Below are 21,030 nucleotides of genomic sequence, written 5' to 3' on the forward strand. Positions count from 1 at the left end.
GAAGGTTCGTCATGCAACTGATCGGCAAACTGACACAGCGCTTTCGCGAGCAAGCCCGCTCCCACAATTAGTCCGCGCAAGGCGACTCTTTATGCCGACTACCCTTTACCGCTTCATCCTCGTCATCGCACTTCTGTTGCCGATGACTGCCTTTGCCGGCGACGCCGAAGACTTCGTCGCCGCCAATCCCGTGCAGCAAGCCAAACTGCTCGAAGCCTGGGCCGCGCAGCCCGAGCCGGCGCGTGTCGAGCTGATCAACGCCCTGCAACAAGGCGAATTGACCCTCGACGGCCAAACCAAAACCCTGCGCTTGAACAACCGCCTGCGGGGTCTGATCGACACCGCTTTGGCCAGCCACCAATTGCTCGCCGCCGACGCCAGAATCCGTCTGACTGCTGCGCAGCAATTGCAGAAAAGCGCGAAACCCGCGCAGCTGAAATTCCTCGACCAGCAACTGGCTGGCGAAAAAGATGAAAGCGTCCACGCCGCCCTGAGCCTGGCCCTGGCCAACCTGCAATTGGTGGACAGCGACCCGGCAGTGCGTCTGGCCGCCGTGCGCCTGCTCGGTGAAACCGGCGATCCCCTGGCCCGCACCCGCCTCGAAGGCCTGCTCGAACCCGGCGTCGAAAGCGATGCCGGCGTGCGCACCGCCGCCGAAACCAGTCTGGCCCAGGTGAAACACAAACTGCTGGTCGGCGAAATCCTCGGTGAAGCCTTCAGCGGCATGTCCCTCGGTTCGATTCTGCTGCTCGCGGCACTAGGTCTGGCGATCACCTTCGGCCTGCTCGGGGTGATCAACATGGCCCACGGCGAGATGCTGATGCTCGGCGCCTACTCGACCTACGTGGTGCAGCTGATGTTCCAGCGCTACGCCCCGCAAGCCATCGAGTTCTACCCGCTGATCGCGCTGCCGGTGGCGTTCTTCGTCACGGCGGCGATCGGCATGGCGCTGGAACGCACGGTGATTCGTCATCTCTACGGCCGACCGCTGGAAACCCTGCTCGCCACCTGGGGCATCAGCCTGATGCTGATCCAGTTGGTGCGCTTGCTGTTCGGGGCGCAGAACGTCGAGGTGGCGAACCCGGCGTGGCTGTCCGGCGGGATTCAGGTGTTGCCGAATCTGGTGCTGCCGTACAACCGCATCGTGATCATCGCCTTCGCCTTGTTCGTGGTGGTGCTGACCTGGCTGCTGCTGAACAAGACCCGCCTCGGCCTCAACGTGCGTGCGGTCACGCAGAACCGCAACATGGCCGCCTGCTGCGGCGTGCCGACCGGGCGCGTCGACATGCTCGCCTTCGGCCTCGGCTCGGGCATCGCCGGCCTCGGTGGCGTGGCGCTGAGCCAGATCGGCAACGTCGGCCCGGACCTCGGCCAGAGCTACATCATCGATTCGTTCCTGGTGGTGGTGCTCGGCGGCGTCGGGCAACTCGCCGGCAGCGTGCTCGCTGCGTTCGGGCTGGGCATCGCCAACAAGATTCTCGAACCGCAGATCGGTGCGGTACTCGGCAAGATCCTGATCCTCGCGCTGATCATTCTGTTCATCCAGAAACGTCCGCAAGGCCTCTTCGCACTGAAAGGACGGGTGATCGACTGATGAACCAGCCTCTACTTGTCACGGCCACGCAAAAGGCCGGGCCGAAAGTCACCCTTGCCATCGGCGCGGTGGTCCTCGCGCTGCTGATCGCCCTGCCGCTGCTCTCGCTGTTGGCGCCGGACAACGCGCTGCATGTGTCGGCGTATACGCTGACGCTGGTTGGCAAAATCCTCTGCTACGCCATCGTCGCTCTGGCGCTGGATCTGGTCTGGGGCTACGCCGGGCTGCTGTCGCTGGGGCACGGCCTGTTCTTCGCCCTCGGCGGTTACGCGATGGGCATGTACCTGATGCGTCAGGCGGCCGGTGATGGTTTGCCGGCGTTCATGACCTTTCTGTCGTGGACCGAATTGCCGTGGTACTGGAGCGGCACCAGCAGTTTTATCTGGTCGATGTGTCTGGTGGTGCTGGCGCCAGGTCTGCTGGCGCTGGTGTTCGGCTTCTTCGCCTTCCGCTCGCGGATCAAGGGCGTGTATTTCTCGATCATGACCCAGGCCCTGACCTTCGCCGGGATGCTCCTGTTTTTCCGCAACGAGACCGGCTTCGGCGGCAACAACGGCTTCACCAATTTCCGCACGATTCTCGGCTTCGGCATCACTGAGCCGGGCACCCGCGCGGTGCTGTTTCTGGCGACCGTACTGCTGCTGGTGGCGAGTCTGTTCATCGGCTGGCGTCTGGCACAGAGCAAGTTCGGCCGGGTGCTGACGGCGCTACGCGATGCGGAAAACCGCCTGATGTTCTGCGGCTACGACCCGCGCGGCTTCAAGCTGTTCGTCTGGGTCTTGAGCGCGGTGCTGTGCGGTCTGGCCGGGGCGTTGTATGTACCGCAGGTGGGGATCATCAACCCCAGCGAAATGTCGCCGACCAACTCCATCGAAGCGGCAGTGTGGGTCGCCCTCGGCGGTCGCGGCACGCTGATCGGGCCGCTGCTCGGTGCTGGCGTGGTCAACGGCATGAAGAGCTGGTTCACCGTGGCCTTCCCCGAATACTGGCTGTTCTTCCTCGGTGCGCTGTTCATCGTCGTGACGTTGTATTTGCCCAAAGGCGTGATCGGCCTGCTGAAGAAACGAGGTGAACAATGAGAGTCACTGCGAGTGCTGAATTCATGCTCGAACCGGCGTTTTTCCCCGTGGAGCCGAACAAGGACGAAGGCACCAGCCGCGACTCGATCGGCCTCGGCCAGCGCGTCGGCCCGGGCCTCGACACCCGGCACGGCACGATCCTGACCCTGGAAGACATCAGCGTCAGCTTCGACGGCTTCCGCGCCTTGAACAATCTGAACCTGTACATCGGCGTCGGCGAACTGCGCTGCATCATCGGCCCCAACGGTGCGGGCAAGACCACGCTGATGGACGTGATCACCGGCAAGACCCGCCCCAGCCACGGCAAAGCCTGGTTCGGCGAAACCCTGGATCTGACGCAGATGAGCGAAGTGCAGATCGCCCAGGCCGGGATCGGGCGCAAGTTCCAGAAACCGACGGTGTTCGAAGCCCTCAGCGTGTTCGAGAACCTGGAGCTGGCGCAGAAGACCGACAAGTCGGTCTGGGCCAGTTTGCGCGCGCGTCTGAGCGGTGAGCAGAAGGATCGCATCAGCGAAGTGCTGGAAACCATTCGCCTGACGGCCTCGGTCAATCGCCCTGCCGGACTGCTGTCCCACGGTCAGAAGCAGTTTCTGGAGATCGGCATGTTGCTGATGCAGGACCCGCAACTGCTGCTGCTCGACGAGCCGGTGGCAGGCATGACCGATGCCGAAACCGAATTCACCGCCGAGCTGTTCAAGTCGCTGGCCGGCAAGCATTCGCTGATGGTGGTCGAGCACGACATGGGCTTCGTCGGCTCGATTGCCGACCATGTGACGGTGCTGCATCAGGGCAGCGTACTGGCGGAAGGATCGCTGGAGCAGGTGCAGGAAAACGAGCGGGTGATCGAGGTCTATCTCGGCCGCTGAACTGCAAACACCTTTCCAAACTGTAGGAGTGAGCCTGCTCGCGATAGCGGTGTATCAGATAAGCCGGCGTTGACTGACACGCCGCTATCGCGAGCAGGCTCACTCCTACAAAGGATTTGAGGAGACTCTGGACATGCTGCAAGTCGACAAGCTGCACCAGTACTACGGCGGTAGCCACATCCTGCGCGGCCTGAGCTTTGACGTAAAAGTCGGCGAAGTCACCTGCCTGCTCGGGCGCAACGGCGTGGGCAAGACCACCCTGCTCAAATGCCTGATGGGCCTGTTGCCGGCCAGGGAAGGCGTGGTGAACTGGGAAGGCAAAGCGATCACCACGCTCAAGCCGCACCAGCGCGTACACGCCGGCATCGCCTACGTGCCACAGGGCCGGGAAATCTTCGGCCGGCTCACCGTGGAAGAAAATCTGCTGATGGGCCTGTCACGGTTTCCCGGCAGTGAAGCGAAAGAAGTACCAAGTTTCATCTACGAATTGTTCCCGGTGCTGCTACAAATGAAGCAGCGCCGCGGCGGTGACCTGTCCGGCGGTCAGCAACAGCAGCTGGCTATCGGTCGCGCCCTGGCCAGTCGTCCGCGTTTGCTGATCCTCGACGAGCCCACCGAAGGCATCCAGCCCTCGGTGATCAAGGAGATCGGCGCGGTGATCAAGAAGCTCGCGGCGCGGGGCGACATGGCGATTTTGCTGGTGGAACAGTTTTACGACTTCGCCGCCGAGCTGGCCGATCAGTACCTGGTGATGTCCCGGGGCGAGATCGTGCAACAGGGGCGCGGCGAAAATATGGAGGCCGAGGGTGTACGAGGTCTGGTAACAATTTAATCTGTAGCTTCCTAACGATAATTACAAACCATGAATTTACCGCTTTCCACTGCCCTGTTTACCCCGAGCTGGCACGCCGAGCTGGAGCTGGCCTACGCCCGCTTCGGTGACTGCACGCGCCCGGTTCAGCGCCGACACCTCGGCCCGCTGCGCGTGCAAAAGCATCTGTACGCCGAAGGCCCCGAAGTCTGCCAGCACATCATCGTCCACCCGCCGGGCGGGATCGCCGGCGGTGACCGGCTGAACATCAGCGCCCGCGTCGAAGCAGACGCCTGGGCGCAGATCACCAGCCCCGGCGCCGCCAAGTGGTATCGCGCAGCGGGGCCGGCGTATCAGCAACTCGAACTGAAAATCGCGGCCGGTGCGACGCTGGAATGGCTGCCACAGGAAACCATCGTCTACAGCGCCGCCCAGGCTGAACTCAGCACCTTGATCGAGCTGGAGGGCGATGCGCGGCTGTTCTACTGGGACGTGGTGGCGCTGGGCCGACCGGCCAGTGGCGAGCGCTTCGACCTCGGACACTTTCAAGCGCATCTGGATATCCGCCGCGACGGACGATTGCTCTGGCACGAGCGTCAACGCATCACCGGCAATGACGGCTTGCTCGATTCGCCGATCGGCCTGGATGGCCATCCGGTGTTTGCGACGCTGCTGGTGACCGGTGAAATCGATGCCGAATTGCTGGAGCGCTGTCGTTCGCTGGGGCATGCAGTGCGCGGGGATCTGACCCAGTTGCCCGGCCTGTTGGTGGCTCGGTGTCTGGCGTCAGAAGCACTGCTCGCCCGTGCCTGGCTCATCGATTTATGGCGTTTGTTACGCCCGGTTCTGCTAGGCCGTGAAGCCCAGCCCCCGCGAATCTGGAACACCTGAAATGCAATCCAACTGTGGGAGCGGGCTTGCTCGCGAAGGCGATGTGTCATTCACACAGATGCTGGCTGACCTACCGCTTTCGCGAGCAAGCCCGCTCCCACAGGAGATTTGTGCACATTTTTCAATCTGCCCTGATGGATACCCACAATGGATCTGACCCCACGCGAAAAAGACAAGCTGTTGATCTTCACCGCCGGCCTCGTCGCTGAGCGCCGACTAGCCCGTGGTGTGAAGCTCAACTACCCGGAAGCCATGGCCTACATCTCCGCCGCCCTGCTCGAAGGCGCCCGTGACGGCCAGACCGTGGCTGAGCTGATGCACTACGGCACCACCCTGCTGAGCCGCGAGCAGGTGATGGAAGGTATTCCGGAAATGATTCCGGAGATTCAGGTCGAAGCGACGTTCCCCGACGGCACCAAACTGGTCACCGTCCACCAACCGATCGTCTGAGGCCGCACCATGACTTACTCCATTCGCGATGCCCTGCACGCCGACCTCCCTGCAATCCGCGACATCTACAACGACGCGGTGCTCAACACCACGGCGATCTGGAACGAATCGGCGGTCGACCTCGGCAACCGCCAGGCATGGTTCAGTGCCCGTCAGGCCCAGGCCTACCCGATTCTGGTGATCGTCGACGCCGACAATAGCGTGCTCGGCTACGCTTCATTTGGTGACTGGCGGCCGTTCGACGGTTTTCGCCATACCGTCGAGCACTCGGTTTACGTGCGCAGCGACCAACGCGGCAATGGTCTTGGCCCGCAACTGATGACGGCACTAATCGAGCGAGCCAAAGCCTGCGCCAAGCACGTGATGGTCGCCGCCATCGAAAGTGGCAACACCGCTTCCATTCGTCTGCATGAACGCGCCGGTTTCAGCATCACCGGGCAGATGCCGCAAGTCGGCACCAAGTTCGGCCGCTGGCTCGACCTGACCTTCATGCAACTGACCCTCAATCCTGGCGCGGAGCCGCCTGACGCCAACAAGGAGTGATAACGATGAACGCCGCCCAACTGCGACGCGTCAATGCTGAAAGTTTTGCGCACTATCGTCAGGGCCTGATTGATCTGCTGCTCGACGCCGTGGGTTATGGCGCCAGCGTCGGCTTCATGGCCGACCTCGATGCCGCGCAGGCCCGCGCCTATTTCGATGAAGTGCAGCAACAAGTGAACAAGGGCAGCGTGTTGCTCTGGGTGGTGGTCAAGGATGAAGAGGTGCAGGCCAGCGTGCAGTTGGGCCTGTGCCAGAAGGCCAACGGCCTCAATCGCGCCGAAGTGCAGAAACTGCTGGTGCGCGAACAGGCGCGGCGTCGTGGCCTCGGCCAGCAATTGATGAATGCGCTGGAACTTGAAGCGGCCAAGCACAAGCGCGGCATGCTTTACCTCGACACCGAGGCCGGCTCCCCCGCCGAAGATTTCTACAAGGCCCTGGGTTACACCCGAGCCGGTGAAATTCCCGATTACGCCTGCGATCCGCATGGCACGTATCGACCGACCGCCCTCTACTACAAGATTCTGCAAGGAGCCCGGCCATGATTCCCGGCCAGTACCAGATCCAGCCCGGCGACATCGAACTGAATGTCGGCCGCCGCACCCTCAGCCTGAAAGTCGCCAACAGCGGCGACCGACCGATCCAGGTCGGCTCGCACTATCACTTTTTCGAAACCAACGACGCGCTGACCTTCGACCGCGCCGCCAGCCGTGGCATGCGCCTGAATATTCCGGCCGGCACGGCGGTGCGCTTCGAGCCGGGGCAGAGCCGCGAGGTCGAGCTGGTGGAGTATGCCGGGCATCGCCGGGTGTTCGGCTTTGCCGGGCGGGTCATGGGTGATCTCTAAGTAATGCGGTGTCTGCTCTGGCCCCTTCGCGAGCAAGCCCGCTCCCACATTCGACCGCGTTCCTTCAGTTGAAAGGCGGTCAATTGTGGGAGCGGGCTTGCTCGCGAATCTGTGAGCGCAGCGAACAGCCTCAAAGACCATTGAATTCCAAGGCGAACACATGAAGATTTCCAGACAAGCCTACGCCGACATGTTCGGCCCCACCGTCGGCGACAAGGTGCGCCTGGCGGACACCGAGTTGTGGATCGAGGTCGAAAAAGACTTCACCACCTACGGCGAAGAAGTGAAGTTCGGCGGCGGCAAAGTGATCCGCGACGGCCAGGGCCAGAGCCAGTTGCTCGCCGCCGAAGTGGTCGACACCCTGATCACCAATGCGCTGATCATCGACCACTGGGGCATCGTCAAAGCCGACGTCGGCCTCAAGGACGGGCGTATCGCCGCGATCGGCAAGGCCGGCAACCCGGACGTGCAACCGAACGTGACCATCGCCATCGGCGCCAGCACCGAAGTGATCGCCGGCGAAGGCATGATCCTCACCGCCGGCGGCATCGACACGCACATTCACTTCATCTGCCCGCAGCAGATCGAAGAAGCGCTGATGAGCGGCGTCACCACCATGATCGGCGGCGGCACGGGGCCGGCGACCGGCACCAACGCCACCACCTGCACCTCCGGGCCGTGGCACCTGGCGCGCATGCTCCAGGCCGCCGACGCGTTCCCGATGAACATCGGCCTCACCGGCAAGGGCAACGCCAGCCTGCCGGAGCCGCTGATCGAACAGGTCAAGGCCGGCGCCATCGGCCTCAAGTTGCACGAAGACTGGGGCACCACCCCGGCGAGCATCGACAACTGCCTGAGCGTCGCCGACCAGTACGACGTCCAGGTGGCGATCCACACCGATACCCTCAACGAATCGGGTTTCGTCGAAACCACCCTCGGCGCGTTCAAGGGTCGCACCATCCACACCTATCACACCGAAGGTGCCGGCGGCGGCCACGCGCCGGACATCATCAAGGCCTGCGGTTTCCCTAACGTGCTGCCGAGCTCGACCAACCCGACCCGGCCATTCACCCGCAACACCATCGACGAACACCTCGACATGCTGATGGTCTGCCACCACCTCGACCCGAGCATCGCCGAGGACGTGGCGTTCGCCGAAAGTCGCATCCGCCGTGAAACCATCGCCGCCGAAGACATCCTCCACGACCTCGGCGCGTTCTCGATGATCAGCTCCGACAGCCAGGCCATGGGCCGTGTCGGCGAAGTCATCACGCGCACCTGGCAGACCGCCGACAAGATGAAAAAGCAGCGCGGCCCGCTGCCCCAGGACGGCGAAGGCAACGACAACTTCCGCGCCAAGCGCTACATCGCCAAGTACACGATCAACCCGGCGATCACCCACGGCATCAGCCATGAAGTGGGTTCGATCGAAGTCGGCAAATGGGCCGACCTGGTGCTCTGGCGTCCGGCATTCTTCGGTGTGAAACCGACGCTGATCCTCAAGGGCGGCGCCATCGCCGCCAGTTTGATGGGCGACGCCAACGGATCGATTCCAACCCCGCAACCGGTGCACTACCGCCCGATGTTCGCCAGCTACGGCGGCTCGCTGCACGCCACCAGCCTGACTTTCATCAGTCAGGCCGCGCAGGAGGCCGGGTTGCCCGAGGCATTGGGCCTGAAGAAGAAAATCGGCGTGGTCAAAGGCTGTCGCGACGTGCAGAAAACCGACCTGATCCACAACGATTACCTGCCGAACATCGACGTCGACCCACAAACCTATCAGGTCAAGGCCGACGGCGTGCTGCTCTGGTGTGAACCGGCCGAGACTCTGCCGATGGCCCAGCGTTACTTCCTGTTCTGACGCACGGCAAAAGGCCCCGGGGTCGTGTCTTGGGCACGGTCCCGGGGCCTTTTTCATGGTGCTGGAAAAGCACTGTGCAAACGGTCGTGTATTTCCCGCCAAAGGGACTAATATTCGATTCGCTCCGCCTATTTTCAGGAACTGCCCATGCGTCTTTCCGAGTTCATCGTGGCCAATATCGACCCTATCGTCGATGAGTGGGAACAGTTCGCCGCGACCATCACTCCGGCCGCCGACTATCTGGATTCCACTGCGCTGCGCGATCACGCCAGCGAGATTCTGCGGGCTGCCGCCCGCGACATGAACAAGCCGCAAAGCGCCGCCGAACAGGCTGCCAAAGCCAAGGGCGAAGGCCCGGAAAAGACCCCGAGCCTGGACGAGGCCGGCGCCAGCCATGGCGAACTGCGCCACACCGTCGGTTTCGATCTGGTGCAGATGACCAGCGAATTCCGCCATTTGCGTGCCTGTGTGATCCGCCGCTGGGTGCGCAGCCTCGACTCACCGGACATGACCTATTTCCAGGACATGATCCGCTTCAACGAAGCCATCGACGAAGCCCTCGCCGAATCCACTGCGGCCTACGCCGAGCAGGTCAACCGCTCGCGGGACATTTTCCTCGCCATCCTCGGCCATGACCTGCGTGCGCCGCTGCAAGCGGTGAGCATGTCCACCGAACTGCTGCTGCGCAAATCCAGCCTTGAGGGCGATGCCCTGGCCTGCGCCCAGCACATCAAGCGTGGCGCGCGGCACATGGCGACGATGGTCAGCGATCTGCTGGAACTGGTGCGCAGTCGGCTGGGCCGGAGCCTGCCGATCGAGCCAGCACCGATGGATCTGGCCGTTGCAGCGCGAGCGGCGATTGCCGAAGCCTGCGCCGGTAATCCGCTATCCGATCCCAAGCTCACGGTGCACGGCGACACCAGCGGGGTGTGGGACGCCGGGCGAATCGACCAGTTACTGCAAAACCTGATCGGCAACGCCTTGCAGCACGGCACCAGCCAGCGCGACGTGACCCTCAACCTGCGTGGCGAGGGCGACAACGTGTGCCTGTCGGTGCACAACTACGGCACGCCGATTTCCGAAGAAGCCATTGGCACGATTTTCGACCCGCTGGTGCGCAGCGCCGACGAAGAACTCGGACAGCCGTCGACCAGCCTCGGGTTGGGCTTGTTTATCGTCAAGGAAGTGGTGACCGCCCATGGCGGGACGATCGAAGTCAGCTCGAGCGCGGCTGACGGGACGTTGTTCAGTGTGGTGTTGCCGAGAAAGGTTTAAGCAGGCTTACCGCGTAATCGTTCTTCGCGAGCAAGCCCGCTCCCACATTTAGATCGCGATCTCCTGTGGGAGCGGGCTTGCTCGCGAAGGGGCCGGCAAAGACACTCAAAAACCAACGGTAAAACTATTCGACCACCAAGCGCCCCAAGCGCTGCCTGAGCATCCGGTTCTCCGCCCGCAACTCATGCACCTCCTCCAGCAGATTCAGTGCCAGCGCGACGCCCCCCCACTCCAGCTCCAGCTCGCGCCGCAACTTCGCGGCGCGCTTGGCCAGGCTCAACTCGTAGTCGGTGAACCGCCATTCCCGGGGCTGCGCGCCCTGAGGTTCGAGGATGCCGTGTTCGACGATTTCGATCACGTAGACGTCCGACAGATCGGCCGCCTCACAGAATTCTGCCATGTCCAGTTGAACGATCAGGGGGCTGCTCATGATGGGCTACTCCGTCGTCGGATTCAGAAGTTCTCGCGTGGATTGAACGCGGCTTTCTTCGCCAGTTCCTGCCACAGCGCCTTGACCTCGTCGTCGGAGGCCTTCGGCATCACGGCCTTGAGCTGCACGAACAGATAACCGCGCTCACCGGCCTTGTTTTTCAAGCCATGACCCTTGGCGCGCATACGCTGGCCGTTCTGGCTGCCGGCCGGAACCTTGAGGTTGATCTTGCCGGTCAGGGTCGGCACCGCCACTTCAGCGCCCAGCGCCAGCTCCCACGGTGCCAATGGCAGGGTGATGATCAGGTTTTCGCCTTCGACATCGAATTTCGGGTGCGGCGCAAAGCGAATGGTCAGGTACAGATCACCATTGGCCCCGCCACCGATGCCCGGTGCGCCCTGCCCCTTGAGGCGGATGCGCTCGCCGTCGGTCACGCCCGCCGGGATCTTCACGTTCAGGCTCTTGCTGGTGTTGCTGACGTGCTGGCCGTTGGCGTTGTATTGCGGCACCTGAAAGGTGACCTTCTTCGATTCATTCGAGAGCGTTTCCTCGAGGAAGATCGGCAGTTCCATTTCCACGTCTTGCCCTCGGCGCCCTGCACTGCGTGATTGCCGACCCTCGCCGCCACCGAAACCGGGGCCGCGATTGCCGAAGATCGAACTGAAGAAGTCCGAGAAGTCGCCGGTGTCGCCACCGCCGCCACCAAAGCCGCCACGGCTCTGCCAGCCCGGCGGGCCCTGGAACGGCTGACCGTGCTGGCCATAACGGCGCAGTTCGTCGTATTCGGCGCGTTTGTCGGCGCTTTTCAGCGCTTCATAGGCTTCCGAGGCGTCCTTGAACTTGGCCTCGGCGTCTTTTTCCTTGCTGACATCGGGGTGGTATTTGCGCGCCAGCTTGCGATAGGCAGCCTTGATTGCCTTGTCGTCCGCTGTCGGCTCCACGCCGAGTATCTTGTAATAGTCTTTGAAGTCCATCGAAGGAATCACCATCCGTTATCGATTTCGCGCCGAGGCCAGCATGCGCTCATTCGCGCGTGCCGGGTTGACCGATCTCAAGTTTGTGACCGGGTGGCGCAGCAGAAGTTTATCGGCAGTGGACGACGGTTCTTGCGACCGCCGGTATGTCTGCCGGCCCATGCCAGCAAGTTTGGGGCGAAGCTGCGACTTTCAAGAAGCTTAGTCGCGAAATAGCAGATGACCGGCCTTCGAATCTGCCGCGCACTGACATACACTGCGCGGCCGTTTTTTGACCGGAACCCGAAAGACATGAACAACGCCTCTCCAGCCCGTGCCTGCGGTATCGACTTCGGCACCTCCAACTCCACCGTCGGCTGGCTGCGCCCCGGCATGGAAACGATGATCGCGCTGGAAGACGACAAGATCACCCTGCCGTCGGTGGTGTTCTTCAACATCGAAGAGCGCCGTCCGGTTTACGGTCGTCTGGCCCTGCACGAGTACCTGGAAGGCTACGAAGGCCGGCTGATGCGCTCGCTCAAGAGCCTGCTCGGTTCCAAACTGATCAAGCACGACACCAGCGTCCTCGGCACGGCGATGCCGTTCAAGGATCTGTTGGGGCTGTTCATCGGCCAGCTCAAGAGCCGCGCCGAAACGGCCGCCGGTCGGGAGTTCGAGCAGGTGGTGCTGGGCCGTCCGGTATTTTTCGTCGATGACGACCCGCTGGCCGACCAGGAAGCCGAAGACACCCTGGTCGAAGTGGCGCGCAAGCTCGGTTTCAAGGACGTGTCGTTCCAGTACGAACCGATCGCTGCGGCATTCGACTACGAGTCGACCATCGAGAAAGAAGAACTGGTGCTGATCGTCGACATTGGCGGTGGTACGTCCGACTTCTCGCTGGTGCGCCTGTCGCCCGAGCGTCGCGGCATGGACAACCGTCACGATGACATCCTCGCCACCGGCGGCGTGCACATCGGCGGTACCGACTTTGACAAACAGCTGAGCCTGCAAGGCCTGATGCCACTGTTCGGCTACGGCAGCCGGATGAAGAGCGGCGCCTACATGCCGACCAGTCACCACATGAACCTGGCGACCTGGCACACCATCAACTCGGTGTACTCGCAGAAATCCACCCTGGCGCTGGGCAGCATGCGTTACGACATCGAAGACACCGGCGGCATCGACCGTCTGTTCAAGCTGATCGAGCAGCGCGCCGGGCACTGGCTGGCGATGGAAGTCGAAGAAACCAAGATCCAGCTGACCCACGCCGACAGCCGCCACGTGCCGCTGGACCGGATCGAGCCGGGCCTGAGCGTGGAACTGAGCCGCGCCCTGTTCGAATCGTCGATCGACGCCTTGCTCGAGCGCGTGCGCGGCAGCGTTACGCAGCTGTTGAACGATGCCAACGTGTCGGTCGCTCAGGTCGATACGGTGTTCTTCACCGGCGGTTCCAGCGGCATCCCGGCGCTGCGCAACAGCGTCTCGGCGATGCTGCCGAATGCGCGACATGTTGAAGGCAACATCTTTGGCAGCATCGGCAGCGGTCTGGCGATTGAAGCCCGTAAACGCTATGGCGCCATGAACTGACCTGAAATCGGCGTTGCGCCTTTCGCGAGCAAGCTCGCTCCCACATTTGACCGCATTCCTTCAGTTGAAATGCAATCCAGTGTGGGAGCGAGCTTGCTCGCGAAGGCGCCAGATCAGGCAACACAGATCCATCGGTTACACCATCCCGCCCAGCTTCAACTCACTCTTCAGATACGCGTAATAAATCGGCCCCGCCACCACTCCCGGCAGGCCGAACGCGGCTTCGAACACCAGCATCGCCAGCAGCAACTCCCACGACTTGGCACTGATCTGCCCGCCGACAATGCGCGCGTTGAGGAAGTATTCGAGCTTGTGGATAAAAATCAGATAGCCCAGCGCCGCCACCGCCACCCAGATCGACAGCGACAGACCGACGATGGTGATCAGCGTGTTCGACATCAGATTGCCGATCACCGGCAGCAGGCCGAGCAGGAACGTCAGGACGATCAGAGTCTTGGTCAGCGGCAGCTTGATGCCGAACAGCGGCAGAATCACCGCGAGGAAGATCGCGGTGAAGAGGGTGTTCAGCAGGGAAATCTTGATCTGCGCGAAGACGATGTTGCGAAAGGCTTGAACCACCAGGTGCAGACGGTCGAACAGGGCGGCGGCCAGCGGTTTGCGTTTGGTCAGATCCGGCACTCGCTGCAGAGCAATGATCGCACCAAGGACCATGCCGATCAGCAAGGTGACGAACATGTGCGCCGCGTCCTTGCCCACCAGTTGCAGCTCGGCCAGGTGTTTGCTCGCCCATTCGCCGATGGCCACGCGAAACTCCGCAGCACTGGCCGGCAGGTAAGCATCGAGAAACGGTGGCAGTTGCCCGCGCGCGCGGTCGACCACGCCCATGAATTTGTCGAGCGAGGCGCCCGGGTTTTCCGCTTCGTGCAGCAGGAAACTGATGGCGCCGGCAAAGATCAACGCCAGCACGCTGACCACCAAAGTGCCCAGCAGCGCCACCGCCAGCCAGCGCGCGCGCCGCCCTTCGATCAGTCGCTGCAGTTGCGGGGTGAGCATGTTGACCAGCTCGAACACCAGCAAACCGGCCAGCAGGCTGGGCAACAAGCGCAATGGCAACGCCAGCAACAAACCGCCGCAAATGATGATGCAGCTGACCCAAAACACAACATGACGCTCAGAAAACGTTGGCATACAGCCTCAAAACGAACGGCGTAAAAGGATTGGCAGTCTGCCAGCGATCCGGGGAGAGCACTAGGTATATGCGGTGCTTGAGATTGGCGGTGCCAAGACCGGTTTCTTCGCGAGCAAGCTCGCTCCCACATTGGAATGCGCACTCCTGTGGGAGCGAGCTTGCTCGCGAAGAGGCCAGCCCGCTCACCACAAGACTCAAGTGCTTACTTTTTCTTCAGGCAATCACTCATGAAGGTCTTGCGCGCATCGCCGGTCAGGGCTTTGGTTTTCGCGTCGGCGTTGCAGGTCTTCATTTTTTCCTGCTGCGGGGTCAGCACCTTGGCGTCATTGGCGGCCGGTGCTGCCTTGAGGCAGGTGCTCATGAAAGTCTTGCGCTCGTCGCCCTTGAGGCTCTTGGCGGTAGCGTCGGCATTGCAGGTGGTCATTTTGTTCTGTTGCGCCGTGGCGGCGAAACCCTGGGAACACAGGAGCAGACCGATCATCAACAAAGGGACACGCAACATCTTCATGGAGTTTTCTCCTTGTCGCCGCATCGATGGATGCGGCCTCTGCTGGAGTGTAGCCAAATCTTGTTACACCTTCCTGCCCTCCAGATGGCTGCGTCGGTATTGCTCCGGCGTACAGCCGGCCTGACGGGCAAACATGGCGATGAAGGCCGAGCCGCTGCTGTAGCCGAGGTCGAAAGCGATTTCCTGCACGCTGCGGGTACTTTCCAGCGCCTCGATGGCTGCCAGATAGCGCAGACGCTGGCGCCATTCGCCGAAACTCATCCCCAGTTCGCGCACGAACTGCCGGGCCAGCGTGCGCTCGCTGACGTGTACCTGCGCCGCCCAGTGCGCCAGTGGCTGGTTATTCCCCGGATCAGCCTGCAATGCATCGAGAATCGCCAGCAACCCGGGGTTGCGCGCATACGGCAGATAACACTCATGCACCGGCGCCTGTTGCAGTTGATCGACCAACACTTGGGCCAGACGCTGGTCAGCGTCGAGTTCGGGAATCTTCACGTCGCGCGCGGCGAAGTCCTTGAGAATCGCCTTGAGGATGTCGCTGATCGCCAGGGTGCAGGCGCGCGGCGGCAGATCGGCACAGACTTTGGGGTCGAGGCACACCGCGCGGTAGTTGACCGGTTGGTGGCTGTAGAAACTGTGCTCGACCTGCGGCGGCACCCACACCGCATAGTGCGGCGGCGACATGAAGCGGCTGCCGTCGACGTCCATGTGCAGCACGCCGTGGGCCGCGTACTCCAGCGTGCCCCACGGATGGCGGTGCGGCCCGGCGTATTCATGGGCGTTGAAGTCGGCATAGCGGAAGTACACCGCCGACGGCAGTTCGCTGAAATCCAGCAGATCGATGTGTTTGCTGTTCATGCTGTCCGGTTGCAGAGGCAGGTTGTCCGGTTCGCAGTATAGGGCTGCATCCAGACAGGCGATAATCACCGTTCATCAACGTTCTGGTTTTAACCCATGCAATACGCGTTTCCGCTGCTGGCGATTTTCATCTGGGCCGGCAATACCGTGATCAACAAACTGGCGGTCGGGGCAATCTTCCCCGCCGAGATCGGTTTCTACCGCTGGCTGCTCGCCGGGCTGCTGTTCACCCCATTCATGCTCAAAGCGGTGATCGCGCACTGGCCGCAGATCCGCCCGAACCTGGGCAAGATCTTCATCCTCGGCGTGCTCGGGATGGCGGTCTATCAAAGCCTCGCCTACTTCGCCGCGACGCTGACCACGGCGACCAACATGGGCATCATCCTGTCGCTGATGCCGCTGATGTCGCTGGCCATGGCCATCATCAGCCTCGGCCAGCGCCTGACTGCCGGTGCGCTGTTCGGCGCGGTGCTGTCGTTCGCCGGCGTGCTGGTGGTGGTGTCGTCCGGCAGCCTCGGCGCGCTGCTGCAACATGGGGTGAATCTGGGTGACGCGATGATGCTGATCGCCACCCTGGCCTACGCGATCTACAGCACCCTGCTGAAAAAATGGCAGCTGCGCCTGCCGCCGCTGGTGTTGTTGTACCTGCAGGTGCTGGTGGCGATTGTGGTGCTGTTTCCGCTGTACGCCGCCTCGCCGAAAACCGGCTTCACCGCGCAGAACATTCCGCTGGTGCTGTACGCGTGCCTGCTGGCCTCGATGCTCGCGCCGCTGGCGTGGATGCAGGCGGTACAGCGCCTGGGGCCGAGCCGCACGACGTTGTTCTTTAACCTGCTGCCGCTGATCACCGCGCTGATTGCGGCGGTGGTGCTGAAGGAGCAGTTGGCGATGTATCACCTGGTGGGTGGGATGTTGACGTTGGGTGGGGTGATTCTTTCCGAGCGCTGGACCACGGTATTGGGCCGCCGGATCAGCGTTGCCTGATCTGGCCCTGTGGTGAGGGGATTTATCCCCGATGGGGCGCGAAGCGGCCCCTTTTTTAAAAGCCGGGGCCTGCTGCGCAGTCCAGCGGGAGCAAGCTCCCTCGCCACAAAAGCAGGTTAAACCCCGGCGGCCTTCAACCGCGCCGCATGCTCGACAAACAAGCACACCGGATCCGCGCCCTTCCCCACCAGCCCCAGCGACTGATTGACGATGTCGAAGTGATCCAGCGGATAGTCATCGCCAATCACCGTGCCCAGGTGCGAGCTGTAGCGTCCGACCATCCCGTCACACTGCCCCGGCTCGCGCACAAAGGTTTTCGCAAACAGGCGACAGCTGCGATTGGTGCCGTCGAACAGGTTGCCGCCACGATCGGTCTTGCCCGGCTGCAACGTCCCTGACCACGAGTAATAACGCACGCCGTTGACCTCTTCCGGCCCGTGACCGCCCCATGTCTCGGGCAGGCCCTGTGGATAACGCTGATTGAACAGCGCCACGCCTTCACGGGTCAGCGATTGGTGCGAGGCGTGGATGTCCACCGGCAGTTTCGGCCCGCGGTAACCGGTTTCCAACAGCGCCATCAGCCAGCCGACAACACGCAGCAGCACCTCAAGCACGCGGCCCTTGGCGCTGTCCGCCGGATAGTGTTGCTGCAGATAGTCGGCCAGCTCCGAGCCGTGATTAGGCCCGGCCACCGACGTCACCGAAGCCACCAGATCCGGCCGTTTGGCGGCGGCATAACGTGCGGTCAGCGAGCCTTGGCTGTGGCCAAACAGATTGACCCTGACGGCGCCGGTCTCGCGCAGAATCTCCTCGATGCGCGCTAGCAATTGCTCGCCGCGCACCTCGGTGGAGTTGAGCGGCGACACCTGCACCGCAATCACCGTCGCCCCGCCACGGCGCAACGCCTTGATGATCCCGTACCAGTACGGATACAGCACCAGCCGGATAAACCCGAGCATGCCCGGGACCAGCACCAGTGGATAACGTGTCGCCGTAGCGTGTGACATGGGCAAACATCCTTGTGGTCGTAAGTGGATGCCAAACGTGCAAAACGCCCGCCAAGCCTCCTCCTTGATGATGACAACGCCACCTTCAGCCTACTTCAGGCCCACTCCCCCCGCCACAATCAGTCCTACCGACCGCAAGCGATGAAGAGCATTACACCCCGCAAGCGGCGATTGCCACGCAAGGTCTGGGGCTGATGCCAAGGTCGCACGAAATCCCATAAAACTTTTTGCATCGCGCAGGACTCACAACTTGGGTAAACGATCACGCCTGTAGAGCGTGGCGCCCTTGGATTAGCCTCCTGGAGATCAATATGAGCGACGACCTGCACTTGTCAGATGTCAAAACCCTGCGCGCACGTGCGCGGCAACACGTCGAGAACGGCGCGGTAACCGAAAGCTACAGCGCTAACCGTGAAGAGGTGCTGCGCTTGCTCAATGAATCGCTGGCCACCGAACTGGTCTGCGTGCTGCGCTACAAGCGTCACTACTTCATGGCCAACGGTCTGAAAGCCAACGTGGCCGCCGACGAATTCCTCGAACACGCAACCCAGGAAGCACAACACGCCGACCGTCTGGCCGAGCGCATCGTGCAACTGGGCGGCGAGCCGGAGTTCAATCCGGATCTGCTGTCGAAAATGTCCCACGCCCAGTACGTGGCCGGGAACACCCTGAAGGAAATGGTCTACGAAGACTTGGTGGCCGAGCGGATCGCCATCGACAGCTACCGCGAAATCATCCAGTACATCGGTGAGAAAGACCCGACCACCCGGCGCATCTTCGAAGACATCCTGGCGCAGGAAGAAGAGCATGCGGATGACATGGCCGACATTCTGAAAGACCTCTGAACCTTCGATACCGCTATCGCGAGCAGGCTCACTCCTACAAGTTTTGCGCTGTACTTGTAGGAGTGAGCCTGCTCGCGATGACGCGTTTACAGACGCTGAAGATTTACTTGGTCGGCTTGACGGTCACTGGCGCCTTGCCCGCCTTCATCTGCTCCAGCAACGGCGCGCACTGATTCGGCTCACCACCGCTCGGCGCCACCAGCGCCAGCAGCCCGGCCGCCGGCGCTGCAATCACGCCCAGCGCCACCATCCCCGCTCCGCGCAACATCAGCGGCACAGCCTTCACACCTGCATCGGGCTTGATGAACTTGCCGCGCACATACAACGGTGAACGCAGCGAGATCAGACGCCAGCCCTTGGATTCCGGCGTCACGGTCAGGTCCAGTTGCTCGGTGGCCATGTTCGCAGTGCCGTCGATGTAGATGATCGCGTTCTCGGTATCGAACACAAACAGCCGCGTGCTCGCCAGGCCGGTCTTGATATCGAAGTCCGCCGCCGCGCAGTTGATCTTCACTTCCTTGTCACCAAAGATCTTGCCGACCACGTAGTTGCCGACATTGAGCCCCGCCAGTTCCATCAGTTCACGACTGATCGCACCGTCGTTGATCAGCATCTTCAGGTTGCCGTTGGCCCCGCCCAGCAGTTTGGCTACGGAGTTGCCGCGCCCGCTGATGTCGGCATCGCCATTGAGTTCGCCGAAACTGGTTTTCATCGGCTCGAAGGTCGGGAACAACTGCTTGAGCTTGAACCCGCGCGCGGTCAGTTTGGCCCGGCCTTCCAGCGGTTCGGTGCGACCGTTGAGGCGGATCTGCGCATCCAGCTTGCCCCCGGCCACGCCGAAGCGCAGCGGTTCGAGGCTGAGCTCGCCGTCGTTGAGTTTCAGGTGGGTATAGAGATCGGTGAACGGCAGCTTTTCGCTGTGGACGATGCGCTTGCCGGTGAACTCGACGTCGGCATCCATCGCGCGCCAGCGGTCGGTCTTGAATTCTTCGACCGGCAGCACTTTGTCGGTCGGCTGCTTGCTCTCGCCGCCGCGGGCCTTTTGCTTGTCATTCGAGTCTGCGCCGATCAACGGCGCGAGGTCGGCGAACAACAGTTGATTGGACAGCAACGCGCCACTGAGTTTTGGCCGTGGCTGGCTGGCGACGTAGGTCAGGTCACCGTGAATGTCACTGCCACCGATCTTGCCGTTGAACTGCTCATAAGTGAATTTGGCGCCAGCGGCGTCATGCAACTTGGCAATCAGATGACCGTCGGTGGAATACGGTGGCGTATCCGGCAGGGTCACGCCGGTCAGTGGATAAAGGTTGCCGAGGCTGGCGCCGGCCAGTTTCAAACGCAGATCGAGGGCGCCGAGGTTCAGCGGGTCGGTCAGGGTGCCGGCCAGTTCGATGCTGGTGGCGCCGATCTTCGCCTGCGCCTGCAGCGGGAACGGCTTGTTCGCGTCCTGCAACGCCAGCAGCCCGCCGATCTTGCCCTGGCCGGTGAGATTCTGGCCGTGGTATTGGCCTTTGACCTTCAGCGCAAACGCATAGTCCTGAGGCGCGGCGCCCTTGTCCAGGGCGGTCTTCGCGGCTTTGTCGCCGACGATCTCGCTGAACGGAATCGGCTTGCCCAGCGGATCGATCACCACGTGGAGATTGGTCTTCAGCGTCTGGTCATCCAGAGTGACGTGGCCCTTGTCGAAACCGATGGCACCAATGTCCACCACCCAGTTCGACGGTTCGGCATTCGGGTCCTTCGGATCGAACTTGAACGTCCAGTTGGCACGACCATCGGCCAGACGCTGCAGTTGCGCGTTGGGTTCGGTCAGGTCGATGCGCGGGATCGTCACCCGTTGCGCCAGCAGGGCCAGCGGCGAGATGCGCAGTTCCACGCGTTTGAGCGTGACCATCTGCGGTTGCTTCGACCAGTCCGGATTACCCAGCGTCAGGTCTTCAGCCACCACATGCGGCCACGGCACCCAGGCCCGCCAGCCACCCTCGTCCGGCTCGCGTTGCCAGATCACTGCGAGGTTGCCGTTGATGGCGAACGGTCGATGCAGTTCTTCCGAGACTTTGGCGTTGAGCGGCGGTTTGATCCGGTTCCAATCGAAGAACACGATGATCAGAACCAGTACCGCCAGCAACAGTACGAGGATGGCGAGGGTCCAACTGAAGATTTTTCCGGTGCGCGTCATGCACAAAACTCCTGATGACGACCGCACGCCGACTTCGCGACGCACAGCTGAAACGGCGGGCCAAAGCGGCCCTCATGAAATCTACGACTGGCAAACAGTACGCAGGTTTAATCGGAATATAGATTCCGCGGCAAAAAATCGCGCGAATGCTGACCGATTGGTCGAACAGCGTTACCGCCACCCGCACATTTGCGAGGCGCGAGTGAGTCGAAAATACCCACTGCGGTGCAAAACCAGCGTCCGCAAACGCCCGAGCTAGAGCGCCTCGGCAGAACAATCAATTCTGTTGATTATTACCATTGCGTTTATGAACTT

21 protein-coding genes are annotated in these 21,030 nt (G+C 62.0%); 14 read left to right on the plus strand and 7 right to left on the minus strand.

What is annotated here, in order from left to right; translation table 11 throughout:
• The first annotated feature begins 91 nt into the window (after positions 1-91).
• From urtB to AC27VU_RS27080, 11 genes are all read left to right on the plus strand, one after another.
• Complete coding sequence (gene urtB / locus AC27VU_RS27030) at positions 92-1,594, plus strand: urea ABC transporter permease subunit UrtB (RefSeq protein WP_488725277.1); 1,503 nt, start codon at positions 92-94, stop codon at positions 1,592-1,594.
• Positions 1,594-2,673 carry an urea ABC transporter permease subunit UrtC gene (gene urtC / locus AC27VU_RS27035; protein WP_103485956.1) on the plus strand — a complete coding sequence of 360 codons (1,080 nt, stop codon included), beginning with the start codon at positions 1,594-1,596 and terminating at the stop codon, positions 2,671-2,673. The genes urtB and urtC overlap by 1 nt, the downstream gene beginning before the upstream one ends.
• Positions 2,670-3,539 (plus strand): urea ABC transporter ATP-binding protein UrtD, encoded by an 870-nt coding sequence (urtD, locus tag AC27VU_RS27040; RefSeq protein WP_401065072.1) that lies wholly within the window; start codon positions 2,670-2,672, stop codon positions 3,537-3,539. Before urtC ends, urtD begins: the two co-directional genes overlap by 4 nt.
• A gap of 133 nt (positions 3,540-3,672) precedes the next feature.
• Positions 3,673-4,371: an urea ABC transporter ATP-binding subunit UrtE gene (gene urtE / locus AC27VU_RS27045; protein WP_103520986.1), complete on the plus strand. Its 699-nt coding sequence runs from the start codon at positions 3,673-3,675 to the stop codon at positions 4,369-4,371.
• 30 nt (positions 4,372-4,401) lie between these two features.
• Positions 4,402-5,241: an urease accessory protein UreD gene (locus AC27VU_RS27050; protein WP_400496157.1), complete on the plus strand. Its 840-nt coding sequence runs from the start codon at positions 4,402-4,404 to the stop codon at positions 5,239-5,241.
• Positions 5,242-5,388: 147 nt separating this feature from the next.
• Positions 5,389-5,691: an urease subunit gamma gene (ureA, locus tag AC27VU_RS27055; protein ID WP_003221215.1), complete on the plus strand. Its 303-nt coding sequence runs from the start codon at positions 5,389-5,391 to the stop codon at positions 5,689-5,691.
• A 9-nt stretch (positions 5,692-5,700) separates the two neighbouring features.
• Complete coding sequence (locus AC27VU_RS27060) at positions 5,701-6,234, plus strand: GNAT family N-acetyltransferase (RefSeq protein ID WP_103520988.1); 534 nt, start codon at positions 5,701-5,703, stop codon at positions 6,232-6,234.
• A 5-nt stretch (positions 6,235-6,239) separates the two neighbouring features.
• Positions 6,240-6,776 (plus strand): GNAT family N-acetyltransferase, encoded by a 537-nt coding sequence (locus AC27VU_RS27065; protein WP_003221211.1) that lies wholly within the window; start codon positions 6,240-6,242, stop codon positions 6,774-6,776.
• The gene (locus AC27VU_RS27070; protein ID WP_098966985.1) at positions 6,773-7,078 is read left to right on the plus strand and encodes an urease subunit beta; all 306 of its coding nucleotides are present in this window, start codon (positions 6,773-6,775) and stop codon (positions 7,076-7,078) included. Before AC27VU_RS27065 ends, AC27VU_RS27070 begins: the two co-directional genes overlap by 4 nt.
• Before the next feature lie 160 nt (positions 7,079-7,238).
• Entirely contained in the window at positions 7,239-8,939 is a 1,701-nt protein-coding gene (gene ureC, locus AC27VU_RS27075) for an urease subunit alpha (protein ID WP_103485950.1), read from the plus strand.
• A gap of 147 nt (positions 8,940-9,086) precedes the next feature.
• On the plus strand, positions 9,087-10,214 hold the full coding sequence (locus tag AC27VU_RS27080) for a sensor histidine kinase (RefSeq protein WP_003221204.1): 1,128 nt from the start codon (positions 9,087-9,089) through the stop codon (positions 10,212-10,214).
• A 124-nt stretch (positions 10,215-10,338) separates the two neighbouring features.
• Here the strand turns inward: AC27VU_RS27080 and AC27VU_RS27085 are convergent, their stop codons facing one another.
• On the minus strand, positions 10,339-10,644 hold the full coding sequence (locus AC27VU_RS27085) for a chaperone modulator CbpM (protein ID WP_488725278.1): 306 nt from the start codon (positions 10,642-10,644) through the stop codon (positions 10,339-10,341).
• Between the two features lie 23 nt (positions 10,645-10,667).
• Positions 10,668-11,618 carry a DnaJ C-terminal domain-containing protein gene (locus AC27VU_RS27090; protein ID WP_488725279.1) on the minus strand — a complete coding sequence of 317 codons (951 nt, stop codon included), beginning with the start codon at positions 11,616-11,618 and terminating at the stop codon, positions 10,668-10,670.
• A gap of 291 nt (positions 11,619-11,909) precedes the next feature.
• Here AC27VU_RS27090 and AC27VU_RS27095 point away from each other — a divergent pair, with 291 nt between their 5' ends.
• The gene (locus tag AC27VU_RS27095; protein ID WP_003221197.1) at positions 11,910-13,184 is read left to right on the plus strand and encodes an Hsp70 family protein; all 1,275 of its coding nucleotides are present in this window, start codon (positions 11,910-11,912) and stop codon (positions 13,182-13,184) included.
• A 135-nt stretch (positions 13,185-13,319) separates the two neighbouring features.
• Here the strand turns inward: AC27VU_RS27095 and AC27VU_RS27100 are convergent, their stop codons facing one another.
• The 3 genes from AC27VU_RS27100 to AC27VU_RS27110 all read right to left on the minus strand — a co-directional run bounded on the left by AC27VU_RS27100 (position 13,320) and on the right by AC27VU_RS27110 (position 15,700).
• The gene (locus tag AC27VU_RS27100; protein ID WP_003221195.1) at positions 13,320-14,333 is read right to left on the minus strand and encodes an AI-2E family transporter; all 1,014 of its coding nucleotides are present in this window, start codon (positions 14,331-14,333) and stop codon (positions 13,320-13,322) included.
• Positions 14,334-14,536: 203 nt separating this feature from the next.
• Entirely contained in the window at positions 14,537-14,842 is a 306-nt protein-coding gene (locus AC27VU_RS27105) for a PsiF family protein (RefSeq protein WP_003221193.1), read from the minus strand.
• 63 nt (positions 14,843-14,905) lie between these two features.
• A complete protein-coding gene (locus AC27VU_RS27110) occupies positions 14,906-15,700 on the minus strand; it encodes an AraC family transcriptional regulator (protein WP_488725280.1) in 795 nt (264 codons plus the stop codon).
• A gap of 96 nt (positions 15,701-15,796) precedes the next feature.
• On the opposite strand from AC27VU_RS27110, the gene AC27VU_RS27115 reads away from it, so the two are divergent.
• Positions 15,797-16,684, plus strand: coding sequence for a DMT family transporter (locus tag AC27VU_RS27115; RefSeq protein WP_488725281.1), 888 nt, complete (start codon positions 15,797-15,799; stop codon positions 16,682-16,684).
• Between the two features lie 116 nt (positions 16,685-16,800).
• On the opposite strand, the gene AC27VU_RS27120 is transcribed toward AC27VU_RS27115, so the two are convergent.
• Positions 16,801-17,691 (minus strand): alpha/beta fold hydrolase, encoded by an 891-nt coding sequence (locus AC27VU_RS27120; RefSeq protein WP_488725282.1) that lies wholly within the window; start codon positions 17,689-17,691, stop codon positions 16,801-16,803.
• Positions 17,692-18,002: 311 nt separating this feature from the next.
• Between AC27VU_RS27120 and AC27VU_RS27125 the strand changes: the two genes are divergently transcribed.
• Complete coding sequence (locus AC27VU_RS27125; RefSeq protein WP_103520993.1) at positions 18,003-18,536, plus strand: ferritin-like domain-containing protein; 534 nt, start codon at positions 18,003-18,005, stop codon at positions 18,534-18,536.
• 103 nt (positions 18,537-18,639) lie between these two features.
• Here the strand turns inward: AC27VU_RS27125 and AC27VU_RS27130 are convergent, their stop codons facing one another.
• Complete coding sequence (locus tag AC27VU_RS27130) at positions 18,640-20,715, minus strand: AsmA family protein (protein WP_488725283.1); 2,076 nt, start codon at positions 20,713-20,715, stop codon at positions 18,640-18,642.
• Positions 20,716-21,030 lie beyond the last annotated feature (315 nt).

Source organism: Pseudomonas sp. 14P5.3.2, assembly GCF_057799175.1.